The sequence below is a fragment of the Methanocella arvoryzae MRE50 genome (assembly GCF_000063445.1).
Taxonomy (GTDB): Archaea; Halobacteriota; Methanocellia; order Methanocellales; family Methanocellaceae; genus Methanocella_A; species Methanocella_A arvoryzae.
The window spans coordinates 2,767,605-2,785,935 of the sequence record NC_009464.1; the positions used below are offsets into that span (position 1 = coordinate 2,767,605).

General features: G+C 55.7%; 15 protein-coding genes. 8 read left to right on the forward strand and 7 right to left on the reverse strand.

What is annotated here, in order from left to right; translation table 11 throughout:
- The first annotated feature begins 164 nt into the window (after positions 1-164).
- The 6 genes from RCI_RS13535 (at position 165) to ilvN (ending at position 9,241) form a co-directional block, all read left to right on the forward strand.
- Positions 165-2,984 carry an oligosaccharyl transferase, archaeosortase A system-associated gene (locus RCI_RS13535; RefSeq protein ID WP_012037019.1) on the forward strand — a complete coding sequence of 940 codons (2,820 nt, stop codon included), beginning with the start codon at positions 165-167 and terminating at the stop codon, positions 2,982-2,984.
- 136 nt (positions 2,985-3,120) lie between these two features.
- Positions 3,121-4,020, forward strand: coding sequence for an S-layer glycoprotein N-glycosyltransferase AglJ (gene aglJ / locus RCI_RS13540; RefSeq protein WP_012037020.1), 900 nt, complete (start codon positions 3,121-3,123; stop codon positions 4,018-4,020).
- A 209-nt stretch (positions 4,021-4,229) separates the two neighbouring features.
- Positions 4,230-5,249 (forward strand): carboxypeptidase-like regulatory domain-containing protein, encoded by a 1,020-nt coding sequence (locus tag RCI_RS13545; protein WP_012037021.1) that lies wholly within the window; start codon positions 4,230-4,232, stop codon positions 5,247-5,249.
- A gap of 160 nt (positions 5,250-5,409) precedes the next feature.
- Positions 5,410-6,921, forward strand: coding sequence for a (R)-citramalate synthase (locus tag RCI_RS13550; RefSeq protein WP_081477356.1), 1,512 nt, complete (start codon positions 5,410-5,412; stop codon positions 6,919-6,921).
- A gap of 97 nt (positions 6,922-7,018) precedes the next feature.
- Positions 7,019-8,719, forward strand: coding sequence for a biosynthetic-type acetolactate synthase large subunit (gene ilvB / locus RCI_RS13555; protein WP_012037023.1), 1,701 nt, complete (start codon positions 7,019-7,021; stop codon positions 8,717-8,719).
- Entirely contained in the window at positions 8,720-9,241 is a 522-nt protein-coding gene (gene ilvN / locus RCI_RS13560) for an acetolactate synthase small subunit (RefSeq protein WP_012037024.1), read from the forward strand.
- Positions 9,242-9,373: 132 nt separating this feature from the next.
- Here ilvN and RCI_RS16790 read toward each other — a convergent pair whose 3' ends face one another.
- Complete coding sequence (locus tag RCI_RS16790) at positions 9,374-9,601, reverse strand: GxxExxY protein (protein WP_048198664.1); 228 nt, start codon at positions 9,599-9,601, stop codon at positions 9,374-9,376.
- Positions 9,602-10,710: 1,109 nt separating this feature from the next.
- Between RCI_RS16790 and RCI_RS13570 the strand changes: the two genes are divergently transcribed.
- Positions 10,711-11,574 (forward strand): MerR family transcriptional regulator, encoded by an 864-nt coding sequence (locus RCI_RS13570; protein WP_012037025.1) that lies wholly within the window; start codon positions 10,711-10,713, stop codon positions 11,572-11,574.
- Positions 11,575-11,665: 91 nt separating this feature from the next.
- Positions 11,666-12,835 (forward strand): deoxyguanosinetriphosphate triphosphohydrolase family protein, encoded by a 1,170-nt coding sequence (locus RCI_RS13575; RefSeq protein ID WP_012037026.1) that lies wholly within the window; start codon positions 11,666-11,668, stop codon positions 12,833-12,835.
- A gap of 10 nt (positions 12,836-12,845) precedes the next feature.
- On the opposite strand, the gene RCI_RS13580 is transcribed toward RCI_RS13575, so the two are convergent.
- From RCI_RS13580 to rocF, 6 genes are all read right to left on the reverse strand, one after another.
- Positions 12,846-13,478 (reverse strand): class I SAM-dependent methyltransferase, encoded by a 633-nt coding sequence (locus RCI_RS13580; RefSeq protein WP_048198665.1) that lies wholly within the window; start codon positions 13,476-13,478, stop codon positions 12,846-12,848.
- Positions 13,479-13,727: 249 nt separating this feature from the next.
- Positions 13,728-15,311, reverse strand: coding sequence for a methyl coenzyme M reductase system, component A2 (atwA, locus tag RCI_RS13585; RefSeq protein ID WP_012037028.1), 1,584 nt, complete (start codon positions 15,309-15,311; stop codon positions 13,728-13,730).
- Between the two features lie 11 nt (positions 15,312-15,322).
- Positions 15,323-16,186: an Mrp/NBP35 family ATP-binding protein gene (locus RCI_RS13590; RefSeq protein ID WP_048198667.1), complete on the reverse strand. Its 864-nt coding sequence runs from the start codon at positions 16,184-16,186 to the stop codon at positions 15,323-15,325.
- A gap of 11 nt (positions 16,187-16,197) precedes the next feature.
- On the reverse strand, positions 16,198-16,548 hold the full coding sequence (locus RCI_RS13595; RefSeq protein ID WP_231844853.1) for a NifB/NifX family molybdenum-iron cluster-binding protein: 351 nt from the start codon (positions 16,546-16,548) through the stop codon (positions 16,198-16,200).
- 25 nt (positions 16,549-16,573) lie between these two features.
- Positions 16,574-17,074, reverse strand: coding sequence for a DUF134 domain-containing protein (locus tag RCI_RS13600; RefSeq protein ID WP_012037031.1), 501 nt, complete (start codon positions 17,072-17,074; stop codon positions 16,574-16,576).
- Between the two features lie 243 nt (positions 17,075-17,317).
- Positions 17,318-18,238: an arginase gene (gene rocF / locus RCI_RS13605; RefSeq protein ID WP_048198672.1), complete on the reverse strand. Its 921-nt coding sequence runs from the start codon at positions 18,236-18,238 to the stop codon at positions 17,318-17,320.
- Between the last annotated feature and the right edge of the window lie 93 nt (positions 18,239-18,331).

Sequence of the window (18,331 nt, forward strand, 5' to 3'; positions counted from 1 at the left end):
GGATGTCCCGGACGGCCTCCAGTCTGGGACATTCCGGCTGGCGATACCGTAGCCGGGCTGTCGCGGCAGCATATTCTTTTTATACGTTTCACGGCTCTGCGACAAACGCGAAAGGTATATGTAAATAGTGCTCAATCATGGATAACCATATTAAAGGTGAGCGAATGGGAAAGTCTGGAAAGAGCGGTGGCAAGTCCGCCGGCACTGCCGGGAAAAAGATCCGGCCAGCTAAAGAGACTCCGGCTCAGTCCGGGGATGTGGCAGAGGCTGTCAAGCAGGACTCTGTGAGAGAAATGGCGGTCCAGGTCGAAGCGACCGGGAACCGGAAATCTTTCGATCTGGCTAAGTACCTGAAATCGTATGCCTGGGTTTACCCTGTGGCCCTGATCCTCATCATGGTCCTGATGTTCTACATCCGGGCAGTACCTTCATACGGGGCTGTATTTACCGACTGGCCGGAGAAATATGTGAATATCGCGGCTGATGACGCGCCTATGCATATGCGTCTGGTCTTCAACACGCTGGCCCACTTCCCGGAAAGGATCTTCTATGATGCGTACACGCACTACCCGTTCGGCAGCACAGTCCACTTCGGGCCATTATTCACGCTTCTGATAGCCGGGACCTCCCTAGTCGTCGGCCTCGGCAGCCCCAGTGCTGCGACGGTCACTACCATCGGTGCCTACATGCCTGTCATCCTTGGTATGCTCTGCGCTGTCCCGACCTACTTTATCGGCCGAAAGCTCTACGGCAGAAAAGTCGGCCTGCTCGCAGCTATCACGCTGGCGCTGCTGCCCGGGCAGTTCCTGGCCCGATCGATGCTCGGCTTCGCTGACCACCACGTGGCCGAGGTTCTGTTTTCGGTTGCCACTGTGGCTTTCCTCGTCTACGCTCTCGAGAATGCCAAAGCCTCGGGACTCAGCCTCGAGAAACTCAGGGCCAAAAATAAGGATGCGCTGGTAGCGCTGGGCTTTGCTGCCCTCGCAGGCATCTCTTTCGGCCTCTACATGCTCTCGTGGCCGGGCGGTCTGCTCGTCGGGTTCGTCCTGTTCATCTACTTCGCTATCCAGGCTATCGTCGATCACACCCGGGACACCCCGATGGATTACCTGATCATCGTGGCTGCCGCTATGTACCTGATACCGACGGTCATGCTCCTGCCCTACTCGCTCCAGGATTTGAGTTTCCAGCTTATGTACTACTCCGTCACCCAGCCAGTGTTCCTGACGCTGGCGCTGGTCGGCCTCGGCGTCATGTACGGGCTGTCCAGAGTGCTCAAGAGCAACAAAGCCGAAGCGTGGACTTACCCTGTGGCGCTCCTGGGTATCGGAGTCATCGGGCTGCTGGCGACCTACATCGTTCTCCCGAACATCTACGGGCTGATCATGGCAGGGTTTAACGTCTTCGCGCCCAGCGGCGGCATGCTGTGGGTGCAGGAAGCCCGGCCTTCGTACATGACTGCGACGGGTCAGTTCACTCTCGACCTCCTGTGGAGTTCGTTCTTCTGGACTTTCTGGCTTTCCATCATCGCCATCGTGCTGCTCGCCTTCCGGGTGTTCAAGAACAACCGGCCTGCAGAATGGCTGTTCCTCGTGTGGAACGTAGTCATGCTCTGGGCTGCCTTTACGCAGATCAGGTTCACCTACTACTTCGCAGTGAACGCAGCGCTCCTTACTGCATACTTCGTATACGCTGTGTACAAGGCGTTCGACTGGGACAAGTTCAGTGACAGCTGGCAGAAGAAGGTCAGGTCGTTTGAAGACGCTCAGAGGTTCATCGGCAAGAACAGCGGCCAGGTCCTCGTGTTCGCTGTACTGGCCATCGTGTTCGCGACGCTGATCGTCTGGCCGGCCACTTCGCTGTCCACCGGGGCATACCGGTACATCGACCCGGTCAAAGACCCTGCCGGCTTCCTTTTCACCGGCTACACCGAGGCTTATGCCCAGGGCGGCTCTGGCATGGGCTACGAGTGGTACGACGCCCTGCTCTGGATCAGGGACCACACCCCTGACCCACAAAGCGCGGGCTTCAGCTATAACGGCACCTACGTGCAACCTTCCGAAGGCCGGTACAACTATCCGTCCAGTGCTTATGGTGTGATGAGCTGGTGGGACTACGGGCACATCATCACCTACGTAGCTCAGAGGATACCGAACGCTAACCCCTTCCAGGCCGGCATTAACGAGGCTAACAACACCGGCAGCGCTCCCTTCTTCCTGGCAACGACGGAAGAGAAGGGATATGCTAACCTGCAGGACCTCGGGAGCAAATACGTCGTCATCGACAATGACATGGCGACGGGTAAGTTCTACGCGATCACCGTCTGGGCAGACGATCTGAACGGCTGGGAAACCGAGAAGGAGTTCCAGCTATCCAAGACTCAGATTGTGCCCCTGCCAGTCGACAGCCAGAAGTATGCCAACAGCATGATGAGCCGGCTGTACTACCAGGACGCCAACGAGATGGACCACTTCAGGCTGGTCTACGAATCCGCGGGCGACTATCAGGTCCGGGTGAGGCTGCTGGACCTGAATACTGGCACGATCAACAGCGCTGCCCAGATTAGCATGGCCAACTACACCGAAGCCTATGACCTGTATACCCAGGCAATTGACCTTGTCCAGGCCAGCAGCGACGGCACCAAGGTCGCCTACGATGCCAGGCCGCCTGCCAAGTACGTCAAGGTCTATGAGGTCGTGGACGGCGCTAAGATCACGGGTAAAGCTGAACCGGGCGCTAATGTGACGGCTTCGCTGCCGCTGACCATCGGCGACAGGACGTTCACGTACACTCAGACGGGCATCGCAGACCCGGCTGGCAACTTCGTGCTGACCGTGCCGTATGCGACAGAGGCGATGAACGGCCCGGACTACTCGTCTGCTGTGACGCCTGCCGGTAAGTACACCCTGACCATTGGTAACTCGACCTCCCAGGTCGACGTGCCGGAGCGTGCAGTCCAGAACGGCGAGACCATAAACGTTTAAAAAATGGTGAAGGCGGTCAGGCAGCAATGGTTGCTGCCCGGCCGCCAGCACTCTATTTTTCTTTTCTCCCATTCCGACTTTTTCTCCAGCGCCAAACACAAGAATTATTACGATCAACCATCTGTTATATGGTTAGATGAGAGAGAACGTCTGCATCCTGATACCCACTTTGAACGAGGGTAAAACCATCGGCAAGCTGGTAGAAGCTTACAAGGCGATGGGCTTCACTGACGTGCTGGTCGTCGACGGACACAGCACTGATAATACTGTGGCTGCGGCCCAGGCAGCAGGCGCAAGAGTAGTGCTGCAAAACGGCAAAGGCAAGGGTGCAGCCGTTCAGCAGGCCTTCGGCATGATCGACAAGGAGATCACGATCATGGTCGACGGTGATGGCACTTACCTTCCCGAAGAGGTGGACCGGCTCATCGAGCCCATCGTCAACGGCTCTGCAGACCACGTTCTCGGCAACCGCTTCGCCAACTACGGCAAGGGCGCATTTACCAGGCTGAACCACTTCGGCAACAAGATGCTGAACCTCATGTTCAACTTCGCCTACCACGTCCGGCTCAACGACATACTTACCGGCTACCACGCCTTTAACCGGAAAGCACTCAAAATGGTGAACCTCAACCAGTCCGGCTTCGGCATAGAGGCCGAGCTGGCAGTGGAGTGCCTGAAGAAAGACCTGCGCATGTGCGAGGTTCCTATCACCTACCTTGCCAGAGCGGACGGGGCCCCGACCAAGCTCAACCCGCTGAACGACGGCTTCAAGATCGGCTACACGATCTACAAGCTGGGCAAGACCTATAACCCGATGCTATACCTGACTCTGATCTCGATCGCCATCTTCCTCCTGGGACTCGTGGTAGGCGTTTATGTGGTCTGGGAACAGTTCCGGGGCATACCGCATAACCAGATGGCGATTTTGACGGCCCTGCTGATCATCTCGGGGATCCAGATTTTTATCTTCGGCTACATCATCGACATGATCGTGCAGATGCAGCGGGAAATGATGAGGGAGATCCGTAAGAGGTAAGTATCACTCCTCCTTAACTTATCTGCCCGGGTCAGGCGAAGCCCTCAGGGTCCAACCAATCTCTCATTAATCGACTTACGTCGGGCACATCAAAAAGTATATCTCTCAACAGGTCTTAATCAGCGCAAGAAAAAGCCAGACGGATGGTCGTCTATTAATTCAGCCGTACAGGTGCCTGGACGGACATTTATCTTGCAGAAGGGATCTTTGTGGCTAACCGATGCTCGAAAACGATCGTTCAAAAACTCATCAGCATATCACTGTTGTGCTTACTCTTACTTGTAGCAGTACCGGCCGCTCTGGCTGAGCCCGGTAAAGCCGCTACTTCAACTCCCGTACCTACCGAGACAGTCACTCCTGCGCCGGCAATTACGCCGACTCCCGACGCTACGCCCGCTGTAACTCCTGATCCGACACCGACCACTAGAAAGGTTCTCTCGACGGCCAAGTGGGAGAACGACCACGTGTCCATGCTGGTGACCAACAACGGCGGCCCGGTTACTGTCGAGGCTTACATTGATGACCCATCAAACGCTGTCACTACTACAGTAAAGCAGGGTGCGACCGTCCGGGTCAACACTAACTCGATCACTGCAGAGGAGGGCCAGATCATCGTCTTCGGCTTCAAGGCTTTCGAGAACGGCGTCCAGATCGACGAGTTCGAAGGCAGCCTCATAGTAGGCCAGACTCAGGTATCCCCGACCCCTCTGCCGGAGACGTCCAGCCTTAGCGGCACTGTCATCGACTCTGCCACAAACGCCCCTGTCGAGGGTGCCGAAGTAGTGCTGAAGTCGCAGTCGTTCGACAAGGACTACAAAGCCGTGACTGACAGCTCGGGGTCTTACCTCTTAGCCAATATCTACCCCGATACCTACGACATTATCATTACAAAGAACGGCTACAAGCAGGAGGTCCGCCACACGATCAGCAAGATCGAAGGCGCAGAGACGCTGGACGCCATAGCCATCCAGAAGGCCGCTACTGGCACCACGCCGACCACTGCGCCAGGAGCCGCTCCCACGCCCACCCCGGCCTCGCCTCTCGATGCCTGGCTCAGCCTCATCCTCAACCCGACTGCCTGTATCGCAACAGCCGGCGGTGCCGTAGGCCTCATCCTCAGCCTGACCGCGCTGTACGAGTGGATCCAGAGGCAGAAAGAGCAGCGCCGCTCCCGCGAAAACGGCCAGCAGCCCCCGGCAGAGCAGCCCCCCCAAGAATTAATATTATAGCTGAATAGCTGACGCATCCTGGCGGCCGGAATCTGCTCTCTTTTCCAGCATAAACGCCCGATCTGCCTTCTATTCTGTTCTTTAGGCTTGAGTGGCAGCACCCAAAGCTTAAAATACCTTTAATCGTAATTAGAATCGGGATTTAAAATGCACAGAAGGAATCGTTTTATTCTCCGATACTGTTAGATTTTTTGACACGACATTGAGAGATGGGGAACAGACACCCGGTGTCAGCCTGATGCCGGAGGAAAAAGTCTGGATCGCCCGCAACCTTGATTCGCTTGGTGTGGACGTTATCGAGGCCGGTTCGGCCGTGACTTCCGCAGGCGAGCGGGAGGGCATTAAGGCTGTTGTAAAAGAGCGCCTGAATGCCGAGATATGCAGTTTTGCCAGAGTTCTTAAGCAGGACATAGACTGCGCGCTCGAATGTGACGTTGACTCAGTCCACCTTGTGGTCTCTGTCTCCGACCTGCATATCAAAGCGAAGCTGAAGAAGGACCGGGATTCGGTCAGGCAGATGGCCGTCGACGCGGTGGAGTACGCCAAAAAGCACGGGCTGATCGTCGAGCTGTCGGGCGAAGATGCCTCCCGGGCGGATCTGGACTACCTGACTTCGGTCTATCGTGCCGGCATCGATGCAGGGGCGGACCGGCTCTGCTTCTGCGATACCGTGGGCGTGATGAACCCTGAGAGGACCTACGACCTCTTCTCGAGGCTGACCTCCGAGCTTAAGGTTCCGATCAGCATCCACTGTCACAACGACTTCGGCTTAGCAACTGCAAATACCGTTGCCGCTCTACGGGGAGGGGCCGCCCAGTGCCACGTAACCGTCAACGGAGTCGGAGAGCGGGCCGGCAACACGGCGATCGAAGAGGTGGCCGTCGTCCTCAAGTCTCTTTACCAGGTCAACACGAACCTTGTCCTCCAGAACCTCTATCCGACCTCAAAGCTGGTCAGTCGCCTGATGGGTATTCCTGTAGGCACGAACAAGGCCCTGGTGGGCGAAAACGCGTTCATGCACGAGTCTGGCATCCACACTCACGGCTTGATGGCGAATACAGCTACCTATGAGCCCATCACCCCGGAGACTATCGGCCGCAAGCGGCAGATCGTCCTCGGCAAGCACGCGGGCCGTACCTCTGTCGTTCTGGCGCTGCGGGAGATCGGGCTTGAGGCTACCGACTCACAGGTCGACGAGATCACCGCCCGGATCAAAGACCTCGGGGACAAAGGCAAGCACGTCACCGACGCGGACCTGATGTCTATCGCGGACAGCGTGCTGGATATGCAGTCGGAGGCCCGGATCAAGCTGATCGACTGCACGGTGCTTTCGGGCAACCACGCCACCCCAACGGCTTCGCTGAAGGTGACTATCGATGGCCAGGAGGTCGTCGAGTCCGGCGTCGGCCTGGGCCCTGTGGACGCAGCCCTGAACGCGTTGAGGAAGGCGGTCATGGGAGTTGCCGACATCAAGCTGGAAGAGTACCGTGTCGAAGCTATAACTGGAGGCACCGATGCGCTGGTCGAGGTCTGGGTCAAGATGTCCAGGGGCGACCGGTTCATCAGCGCCAGGGGCGCAGGGCCGGACATCATCATGGCTTCCGTCATCGCCTTCATCGAGGGAATGAACCGGCTGGTGCAGGAGAAGAATGGCATATCTGCAAAGCACTAGCTGCGGTGGCTGAAATGAAGAATAATGATAAACTATTAATAATGCTAAAACGTTACCTTCAAGCACTATCTTTAATGAATCTAAAGGAGGTAAGCAAGTGAGTCCGAATGAGTCCAGGAGGATCCCGGGCGCCAGAGCGCTGCTCGAGGCCCTCCAGCGCGAGGGTGTCGATACCATTTTCGGCTACCCCGGCGGCCAGATTCTGCCGGTCTACGACGAGCTGTACGATTCAAAGCTGCGTCATATACTGGTCAGGCACGAACAGGCTGCGGCCCACGCCGCAGACGGCTATGCTAGAGCAACGGGGCGCACAGGCGTATGCCTGGCAACGAGCGGCCCGGGGGCCACAAACTTAGTAACCGGCATAGCGACGGCCTACATGGACTCGGTTCCCGTCGTAGCAATCACGGGGCAGGTGCCCGTTCCGATGATCGGCAACGACGCGTTCCAGGAGGCGGACATCACGGGGATCACCATACCGATCACCAAGCATAACTACCTCATCAAGAACGTCAAAGAACTCACTCACACGGTGAAAGAGGCCTTTTACGTCGCCTCGTCAGGCAGGCCCGGACCGGTGCTGATTGACCTGCCCAAAGACGTCCAGAACGCGTTAGTCGAATTCTCCTATCCTGAGTCGGTACAGCTCCAGAGCTATAAGCCCACCTTCTCAGGCCACCCGCTCCAGATCAAGAAGGCGTGCGCCCTCATCGAGAAGGCCGAGCGGCCTGTGCTGTACGTCGGCGGCGGGGCCATCATCGCCGGCGCCCACGAGGAGGTCAGGACTCTGGCTGAGACGATCATGGCACCTGTGACCACCACGCTGATGGGCAAGGGTGCCTTCCCGGAGGATCATCCCCTGTCGCTGGGCATGCTGGGCATGCACGGCACCAGGTACGCAAACTACTCGATCATAGACTGCGATCTGTTAATTGCGATAGGCGCCAGGTTCAGCGATCGTGTGACTGGCAAGCTGGAAAGCTTCGCCCCTAACGCTAAGATCGTCCACATCGATATCGATCCGGCAGAGATGGGTAAGAATGTGAAGGTTGACGTGCCAATCGTGGGAGACGCTAAGGTGATCCTCAAGAAGATCATCTCCACACTGAAGCTGAAGCTTCCGAAGTCTGCGGAGTGGCTCAAGAAGATCGACCTCTGGAAGCGGGAGTACCCCCTGGACTTTGACGATGCTGCGGGCGACCTGAAGCCTCAGTATGTCATCAAGATGATAAACGAGATGACCAGAGACGGGATCTTTGTCACCGAAGTGGGCCAGGCACAGATGTGGTCGGCGCACTACATCAAGTGCAAGAGCCCGCGCACCTTCATCTCGTCGGGCGGCCTGGGCACGATGGGCTACGGCTTCCCCGCTGCCATGGGCGCTAAGATCGGCTGCCCGGACAAGAACGTCTGGAACATCGCCGGGGACGGCAGCATCCAGATGAACATCCAGGAGCTGGCCACGGTGGTAGAGAACGACATCAAGGTCAACGTGGCCATCATCAACAACCGGTACCTGGGCATGGTCCGGCAGTGGCAGGAGCTGTTCTTCAACAGGCGGTACTCCTACACGAACATGACCGGCCAGCCGAACTTCGTCAAGGTCGCCGAGGCCTACGACGCAGTGGGCATAGAAGTGACAAAGAAGTCGGAAGTCAAGGACGCCATAAAGCAGTCGCTGAAGGCAGACAGATCAGTCTTCATCGACTTCAAGGTTTCGAGAGAGGAGAACGTGTTCCCAATGGTTCCTGCAGGCGCAAGTATCAACGAGTTCGTCGAGAGAGGGGGGTCGAGATAAATGGCCGCCGGCTCTACGAACGGAAGCTCCCGCACTCTGTCAGTGCTGGTAGCCAACAAGCCCGGTGTGCTCACGCATGTGTCCGGCCTGTTCAGCAGGCGCGGCTATAACATAGACTCTCTCACTGTGGGGGTGACTGAGAACCCGGACATCTCTCGTATGACCATCGTGGTACACGGCGACGAGCAGGTGATCGAACAGGTCACCAAGCAGCTCAACAAGCTCATCGACATCATCAAAGTGGTCGACATCAGCCACCAGGAATCCGTCGACAGGGAGCTGGCGCTGATCAAAGTCTCCGCCAAAGCCAAAGACCGCAGCGAGATCATCCAGATCGTCGACATCTTCCGGGCCAAAATCGTCGACGTCTCCTCCGAGAGCCTGATCATCGAGGTCACCGGCAGCATCGACAAGATCGACGCCCTCGAAGAGCTCATGCGGCCCTTCGGGATCAAAGAGATGGTGCGGACTGGGAAAGTGGCACTGGTCAGAGGCACGAAGCTCACTCAGTTCGATAAATAGAGCGCTGAAGGCGCTCATAGGGCCTTCGGCCCGGGTTTGCCCGATTTAAAAAAAACAAACCATTGTGTACCCTAAAAAACGGGGTACACTCCTTTCCCACGAAACTCAAGCTATAGACCTGCTGATTACAAGTCAAAATATTATTCTCTCCGATCCTCTCAGCCCCTCACCATACTCCTCTCTGATCCACCCGAGATCGTTCTCTCTGATCTCCGAGCACTCCGAAACCTCCGACCTCTGGGAACTCCCCATCCTCTTAACGTGGTAATAGCTCAGAGACATGGGGACTTCAAGTTGGACGTCCAAATTAGACCTTTTAAGCTCGCATTTCAGGCATTCCTGGTATGCGGACTCAAGCATGCCCGGGCCGCCAAGCACTCGCATTATGAAAAATGGGATATTTAGGTAGAGGCTATGAAAAATTAGAAGTTGGCCCTGTATAGGTCGAAAATACCGCCAAGCACTCGCTGGATGATAAATGGGGATTTTCAGGTAGAGGCTATGAAAAATTGAAAGTTGGCCCTGTGTGAGTCGAAAATACCGCCAGGCACGCCAAGGAGCCAAGCTCGCCAAGAGCTAATTTTTCATGGAACGCCAAGGGGCCAAGCACGCCAAGCCCTTTTAATCAGGATCATGATAAAGAAGTCCTTGGCGTGCTTGGCTTCTTGGCGTTCCATGAAAAATCTGGGTCAGGGAGGTGTTGAGAGGTCGGAGGGGAGGTCGGAGAGGTTCATGGAGTTTAGCGAGAACGTTCAAGCTGGGAGGTCAGGGAGGTCATGGAGGTCAGAGAGGAGGTTATGTGAGTACCCCGAGGTCAGAGAGAATTAACTTAAAAAATCCTCACGGACCTTTCCACACTCCCGGGCCTCTTCTCCGACCTCTGACCCTCTCGAACCTCCCAGCTTGAAAATCCTCTCAGAACTCCCGGGAACTCCCCAACCTCCAGAGGTTTTCATCGGCTTAACTTGAAAAACCAGTTATCATGAGATGAGTGCTTGGCGGCCTTGCAACCATCACCCATGCAACACGTTTTTCATATGGGTCCATGGAGATAGGAGTACATGAGAGGGGCCGGAGGATCAGAGGGAACTTTTCTCGGGAGGGGTCGGGGGGTCCGGAGGATCAGAGAGGGGGAAGGTGAGGAGCCAGAGGATCAGGGAGAATAAGTTAAACTATATTGAACACCAATGAGTTCTACTATTCTGGAAAGACTTTATTTATCTACCGGCCAGGATGTGGCCAGTATACAGAATAATCAATCATGCCAGAAGCACGGGGATAATGGTCTTACTTACAAGGGAGACCTTCGTATGGGCCATAACAGCGTTCCGATTGTTGTCTCACATCGTTTGGGCTAACTGATACAAGTAATTGACCTGCTATAGCGGCACAGCCGCCGCCGAAAGGTTGACGTGCGTCAAACTCCATGCTGTTATATGGTCATGAGACCACTATGCTGGTGATGTGTAATGTCCCCTGACGACGACCTTCAGATTTCGATCGGCAAGTTTTCGCAGATCACGAGCCTCTCTCCGAGAGCTCTGCGGCTGTACGACGAGAAAGGCCTGCTGTGCCCAAAACGAGATCTGTTCAACAACTACCGCTTCTATACGTCTGGCCAGATAGAAGTGGGCCTGAAGATCAGGACGCTGAGCTGGATGGGTTTCAGCTGTGCGGAAATCGAGGAGCTGCTGGGTTATCTGGACGACCCTGCCGGGCACGAGGCCCGGATCGAACAGATGTTCAAGGTAAGGCTCGCTCAGACGCAGATCGAGATCCAGAAGCTGAAGAAGGTCGAGGAGATCCTTCAGGGGAAGAGAGCCATCGAGGTGTTATACGTGACCACTACAGAACCCATAATCAAGGAAATCCCTGAAGTACGCGTGATCAGCAAACGCGGTACGGGCGCACCGCAGCAAGTCATCCCCGGCCTGATCGGCGCGGTGATGCAGCAGATCTTCAGCCCGGCCAACCAGCGGGGCAACGTGAACATTTGCGGCCCTATCACGCTGCTGTTTAACGGAGAGACTCTGACGAAAACCCCTGAGGAGTGGGGCATAGCCCACCTCGAATGGGAAATTGCCGTACCCATAGTCGGACGCATCTCAGTCGAGCCGGGCTTCGAAGTCAAAGCGCTGCCGGGCGGCAGGATGGTGACTATTGTCTACACTGGCCCGTATCATGAGGTTGGGGGTGCATACACGAAGGTCATCGATTATATCGGCAGCCACGGGCTGACGGTAAACGGCCTTTGCAGAGAGATGTACCTGAACAACCCGCAGGAAGTGCCGGAGAGCAAGCTGATGACTGAAATCCAGATGCCGGTGGCCTGAGAGCGGCCACTATTTTCCGACAGGCTCCTGCTTAAAACGCATATTTTAATACTACCCTGCGCATAATGGCTTTAGCCAGCGGAGAAGTCATATGCGCAGGAATGTCTCAGCGGGAATCAGTGCGGCTATTAAGGGTCAGAGTCAGGCCTACGATAGGTCACTGTCCCTGTACGCCTGTAAAAATAGCGATGCCGTCAGGCGCCGCCCGGACCACGAAGATATCCGCCAGCCATTTTTCCACGACGGCGACCGTATTGTACACTCCAAGGCCTACGCCCGGTACATCGATAAGACTCAAGTTTTCTACCTGGTGAAAAACGATCACATCACCCACCGGGTGCTGCACGTCCAGCTGGTATCCAAGATCGCCCGGCTTATCGGAAGATCTTTGCAGCTGAACGAGGACCTGATTGAGGCTATCGCTCTCGGCCACGACATCGGCCATGCCCCGTACGGTCACGATGGCGAGACTTACCTGTCGAAGTGCTGTGTAAGGCATGGCATCGGAGGCTTCCACCACAACGCGCAGAGCGTGTGGGCGCTGGACAGGATCGAGAGCCTCAACCTGACACTTCAGGTACTGGACGGCATTCTGGCCCATAACGGCGAGGCACACGACTTTGAAGTCCATCCTTGCCGGGATAAAAGCTGGGAAGTGCTGGACGAGGAAATGGCGCGGAGCATGCGCCAGCACGAAGGCTACTCGGGCATCATGCCGATGACTCTGGAGGGCTGTGTCGTCAGAGTATCGGATACGATCAGCTATGTGGGCAGGGACATCGAGGACGCCATCACACTCGGGCTGATCAGCCGGGAAGACGTGCCTGCGGACTGTGCAGAAGTACTGGGAAGCACCAACCGGGACATCGTGAACAATCTTGTGGTCGACGTGATCGAGAACAGCTACAACAAGGATTATATTGCCCTCAGCGACGAGATGGCGCAGGCGATGAAAGCGCTCAAGGAGTTCAATTACCGGAATATCTACACGAACAAGGAGATCAAAAGCCAGTCGGCCAAGATCCAGAACATGTTCGACATGATGTTCGATGAGTTGCTGGACGACGTCAGGAAGAACGGCAGCGAGTCCAGGATTTACATGAGCTACGCCAAAGCCCTCGATGCCCGGAGGCTGGAAAAATATCTGGACGGCCTCTCCGAACCCGAGATTGTACGGGATTTCATCGCCGGCATGACCGACGAATACTTCAACGACACGTTCAGAGAGCTGTTCCTGCCTGTGAAAAAGGCGAGGTACTAGCGCCCGGCTCTTACCCTTTGCGGCCCACGACGAGGAATATCGTAAACTCTCCCTTCTCTCCGCCGGCCACCTGCTTCGTCATGCTGGCGGCAGTTCTGTCCCTGACGTCTTCAAAGCCGGCGTCTACTAACAACTGGCGCAGTTCTTTCCTGTCGAAGCCGTTGTGGAACACGCCGGTGCTGTCCTCGTGAAACCTGCCACCGTCCAGGTCGAGATCGGCGATGCAGAGATAGCCTGCCGGAACAAGGATGCGGTAGAACCGGTCCAGTAGCGGCTTGATGTCTTTGACGTGGTGAAGCGTCATGCTGCTGGTGACCAGGTTGTAACTGCCTTCGAGGCGGTCGCCTTTGTCGATATCGATATGCATGGTCCGGACGTTTGAGAGATCCAGTGCCTCGATCTTTGAGTTGAGGACTGATAGCATGCCCTGCGCACTGTCTACCCCTGTGACCGAGCGTACCGAGGGCAGCAGGTTCAGCGATAATAGGCCGGTGCCGCAGCCGAAGTCTAAAACGTCCATGTCCGGGGTCAGCCTGACCTCCTCAGATATGGCTCTGGCAACATCTCCAGCAAGCTTCACCCTTCTGGGCTCCTCGTCCCATTTAGCTGCTGCTTTGTTGAAGTCTCTCTTTTCTGTGCGCATCACTGATCAGTTTACCGGGTACTCAATAATAAAGGCCGTGCCGTTTTCATTTTTCACGGCGACTGTGCCTTCCGGCTGTGCAGCCAGGGTGTATACAAGCTACATGCCGAGCGTTTCCGTATTCCGGACGTCGAAGCCCGGGGGCATGCCCACTCCGTTGTCTCTCACCGCCAGAGAAACCAGCTTATTCGTTTTGGACAACTCTATCGTGAAGTATAAAAAAGGATATTTCAGGTTTCGGGTACGTTTTCAGATATAGCTGGCTTTGATCACTGGAAGAATTTCTCGGGGCGTGCCTATCGCCACGATCTTTCCGCCTTTCATGTAAGCTACTCTGTCGCATGCTTTTTCCACGAAGTCCATGTCGTGGGATACGACGACGAAAGTCTCGCCGGTTTCCTCTCTGGCCGTAAACATGGAGCTCATTACCGACTGCTTGGTGATCGGATCCATGGTGCCCGTAGGCTCGTCCAGCACGATGACGTGCGGCTCCTTGATGAGCGCCCTCGCAAAAGAGACTCTGTGTCTTTCGCCTTCAGACAGCTCTCCCGGGTACTTGTCCATGATCTCCCGGCTCCTCTCCTCGGTAAACCCGGACAGCAGCAACGTATGAATCGCCTTTTTCTCCGCGAGCTCAGCCGGGAACTCGAGGCCTATAGACTCTGTGAGGTTGTCAATCACCGTGCGGTGCGGGTACAGGTCATATTCCTGGTAAAGGAGCCCGATGTACGGCTTTGCTCTGCCCCTGGCGTAATAGCCAGGCTCGCACATGTTCACCCAGTCTTCTCCCACCCGCATCTCCACTGTGCCATCGGTCGGCTCCAGGTTGCCTGTCATGATGCTCATGAGCGACGTTTTGCCGGCTCCACTGGTCCCTACGATGCCGAAAATTTCTCCCTCTTTAATGTCGAGGGTGACCTTATTGACCGCGTTGATGACCCCGCGGTCTACGGAAAAGTACTTTTTCGACAGATCCCTGATCCTGAAGATCGGCTCTCCTGTTTCGACGGGCTTCTTCTCTATCGTTTCCCTGCTCTGCAGGAACTCCTTGATGACCTGCGCCGGAGGCCCCGATCGGACGATCCTTCCCTCGTCCATCAGGATGGCCCGGGTCGTAAGCTCTTCTATGACCTCCGGGAAGTGAGAGGTGATCATGATGGTGATGCCGAGATCCCTGGACATCGACTTCATGCAGTCGTGAACGACCGTTGCTGTCCTGGGGTCAAGCGTACCGGTAGGCTCGTCTGCCAGCAGCATCATCGGCTCTTTGGCCAGCTGCCTGGCCAGGACCACACGCTGCTTTTCGCCTCCCGACAGGTCTCTGGCGATGTGCATCATGCGATGGGAAAGCCGGACGCTGTCGATCAGATCCGCCGCCCTGGCAACTCGATCGCCGTTATATTCGACACTGCTGAGCGCTTTGAGAACGTTCTCTATGACACTGTCGTCGCCATAGATGCCGAAGGTCCTCTGGATCATAATTGCCGTACGGACGGAGATATCTCTGATGGCCTTCTCGTCCGATCTGTCGAGTATGTCATAGGAGAACTCTTCAAGCCGGCCGCCGCACTTCGGACACGTTTTGCCCCCGGCGGACGGAGGCTCGATCCTTCCGCAGCGATCGCACCGGGCTACGTGGTAAATCACCTGGCCAGTTGCCGGTATCTCCTCGTCGAGGCCCCTTAGCACGTTCAGGAGCACAGTCTTGCCCGAGCCACTTCTCCCTATGATGCCGATCGTTTCTCCTTCTGCGATCTCCAGGTTCACGTTGTCCAGCACGTTTTTACCGTTATACCTGACGCAGAGCCCTTTCACTTCTACAAGCAAGCTCATACCTGTCACCGTTACAGTAAATCCTCAATTGTGCGGGTTATCTCCGCTGTCATTCTGACCGCCGGAGAGTCATCGGACGTGATAATATCTTTACCAGTGTTCAGGGGGTCGAGTGGCATCTGCCCGATAAGCCTGAGCTGATACTTGTCCGACAGTGCCTTTACGTTACCTTTCCCGAAGGGATACACCTTTTCGTGGCAGCCCGGGCACTCGTAGTACGCCATGTTCTCCACCATGCCTATGACTCTCACGTTCATCGTTTTTGCCATGTTGATGATCTTGCTGACATCCAGAATGGAAAGGCTGGATGGAGTGCTCACAATGACGAGGCCTGTCAGCGGGATGGTTTGCATGATACTCAGTGGCTCGTCGCCTGTCCCCGGGGGCAGGTCGACCAGCAGATAGTCCAGTTCGCCCCAAAGCATATCTGCCAGAAACTGGTTGATGAGAGAGCTACGCATCGGCCCTCTCCAGACGATGGGCGTATCGCTCGATTCCACTAGCGACTCGGCCGAAGCGATCTTGATGCCATATGCTGCAATGACCGGCAGCAAGCCCTCCTGTGAGACCTGCATCTTTTCCGCTTCCACGTTCAGCAGATGGGGAATGTTAGGGCCGCTGACGTCGGCGTCGAGAATCCCGACTTTGAGCCCGCTTCTGGCCAGATTATAAGCGATGCCAGCTGTAACCGTGCTCTTGCCGACGCCTCCCTTGCCGCTAACAATCGCTATACGGTGCCTGATGGCACCCAGGTTTTTACTGATCTTCATCTGCTGCTCTGTCTGACCGGTGTTACCTTTCGAAGAGCAGGTGTCGCAGGCAGCAGAATTTTTACTCTGGCAGGTACTGCACTGTTCGGCTCCGGTATCGCTCATGTAACATCCCTCTAGTGGTGATGGCAGTTACAGGTCCCCATCGTCGATAGTTCCTGCAGCAGGCCATCGTTGAAGTCCTGGACTGCGTCGGAGACTTTGCCGACTGCGCCTGCATACACCTTGATCCCCTGGCCGGTCAGGCTCATCAGCGGCCTTCCGCCGATGCCCGAAACCAGGACTGCCTGCACGTCGTGGGCTTTCAGGAGAAAGGCTGGAGCAGCGCAATTATGCTGACCGTCCTCAGAACCGTTTCCGATAGCTTCCACTTCTGCGACATTCTTGCCATTCAGATTGATGATCGTAAAGTACTGGCATGAGCCAAAGTGGGCGCTAACTTCTGAATCGAGACCTTCATTGCTCATCGATGGTATTGCTATTTTTGTCATTTTATACACTTTCCTCCTGGTCGCCTACTGCTCTGTCCCCGTGCTTCGGGCAACAGAAGCCTCTCTCAGTATGCCGTTTTCCCCGCCCGTCGCCGCCCTTGCGGTAGATGCTCTCCGAGCCGCACTTCGGGCAGTTCTCGGGGCGCTTCTCGTTGCAGGGGGTTTCCCATAAATGATTACACTTCTGGCAAAGGAACTCTACTTTGCATACCCCGCTGTTCACGTAGTCTCCACCGGAGATCTGGATGGCTTTACCGTTGACGAGGGCATCCGCCACCTTCTGGCGGGCCTTCTGCAGGTCGTTCCAGAAGGTTTTTCTGGAGATGCCCATCTGGTCAGCGGCTTCATCCTGCGCAATCTGAAGGAGGTCGCAAAGCCGTATGGCTTCGAGCTCTTCTACGGACAAATTAATAATTTCGAGGTCGCACAAGGGTATCTCCCTCGGCTTATAGTAGGTAGCCTTCGGGAGACACGACACCCTGCGCTTTACTTTTCTGACCATCAAATTACTCATATGCGATGTAGTACATATACTTTCCTATAAATTTTAACCCATAAGTAAGAATCATCATAAGTGCTCGGTTGACCGGATGAAGTCGCTGATCAAGGCCGAGGTGTCAAGTGTGCTCGAAGATGCGGACGTGAGGTCCCTATGACGGACGACCTGCTGCACGCGATTCAGTTCCCTGACTGGAAAATAGCTGAGCGACCGGGATAGGGACTGCTCTCCCGGCTTATCTTTTCTTTAAAATATTTTCTTACCCAGCGCTGACGTGATCAGCCCGATCGCCAGCTTGCCTGTATTATTATAGCTGTCCAGAATGGGGTTCAGCTCTACTACTTCAAGCGATTTGAGCTTGCCGCACTCAGAGATCATTTCCATGGCGAGGTGGGCTTCTCTGTAAGTGATGCCGCCCTGTACCGGGGTCCCGACGCCGGGCGCTTCCATCGGGTCGATGGAGTCGAGGTCGAAAGAAACGTGGATCGCATCAGTGCCGTTGCAGGCGATCTTCATCGCCTTCTTCATGACTTTGTACATGCCTATCTCGTCGATATCCCTCATCGTGAACACGGTCACCTTCGATTTTTTGAGGGCTTCCCGCTCGAGGGGGTCCAGGTCTCTGGCACCGATCAGCACGCAGTTCTCCTCGCAGACGCAGGTTTTACCCATTTTGCCCACCAGGGCTTTCGTCCCTCTGCCTACTGAAGTAGCGAAGCTCATGCCGTGGATGTTGCCCGAGATAGTCGTTTCCTCTGTGTTAAAATCTCCGTGGGCGTCAATCCAGATCATTCCGATCTTTTTGTAGTGCTTGCTCAGTGCAGCCGTAGTGCCCATCGCTATGCTGTGGTCCCCGCCGATGACCAGCGGGAAGTAGCCGTCGGTGATTGCGTCGCTGACGAAGTCCCGGACCTTTTTGCAGGCGCAGAGCACTTCGTCATAGTGCTTGAGCTTCGGGTTTTTACACAGCCCGGGAGCTGGCCTGGGAATAAAAATGTTACCGGTGTCCTCCACTTCGATGTCCAGATCTGCTATCCGCTTGACCAGGCCATCGTTGCGCAGCGCGTCGGGACCCATGTCGATGCCCCGGCGGTCTGCGCCCAGATCCAGGGGCACACCTACAATTCGCACCTTCTTAACCGGAGAATGCCCATTGCCGCCTGTCATATCTTGAGCAGACTATGATCTTCATAATTAAAGCTTTTTCTTCCAGGACCGGAAAATCTGTCAAATCCAGTGTTAAAGTTGACATGAAACCCT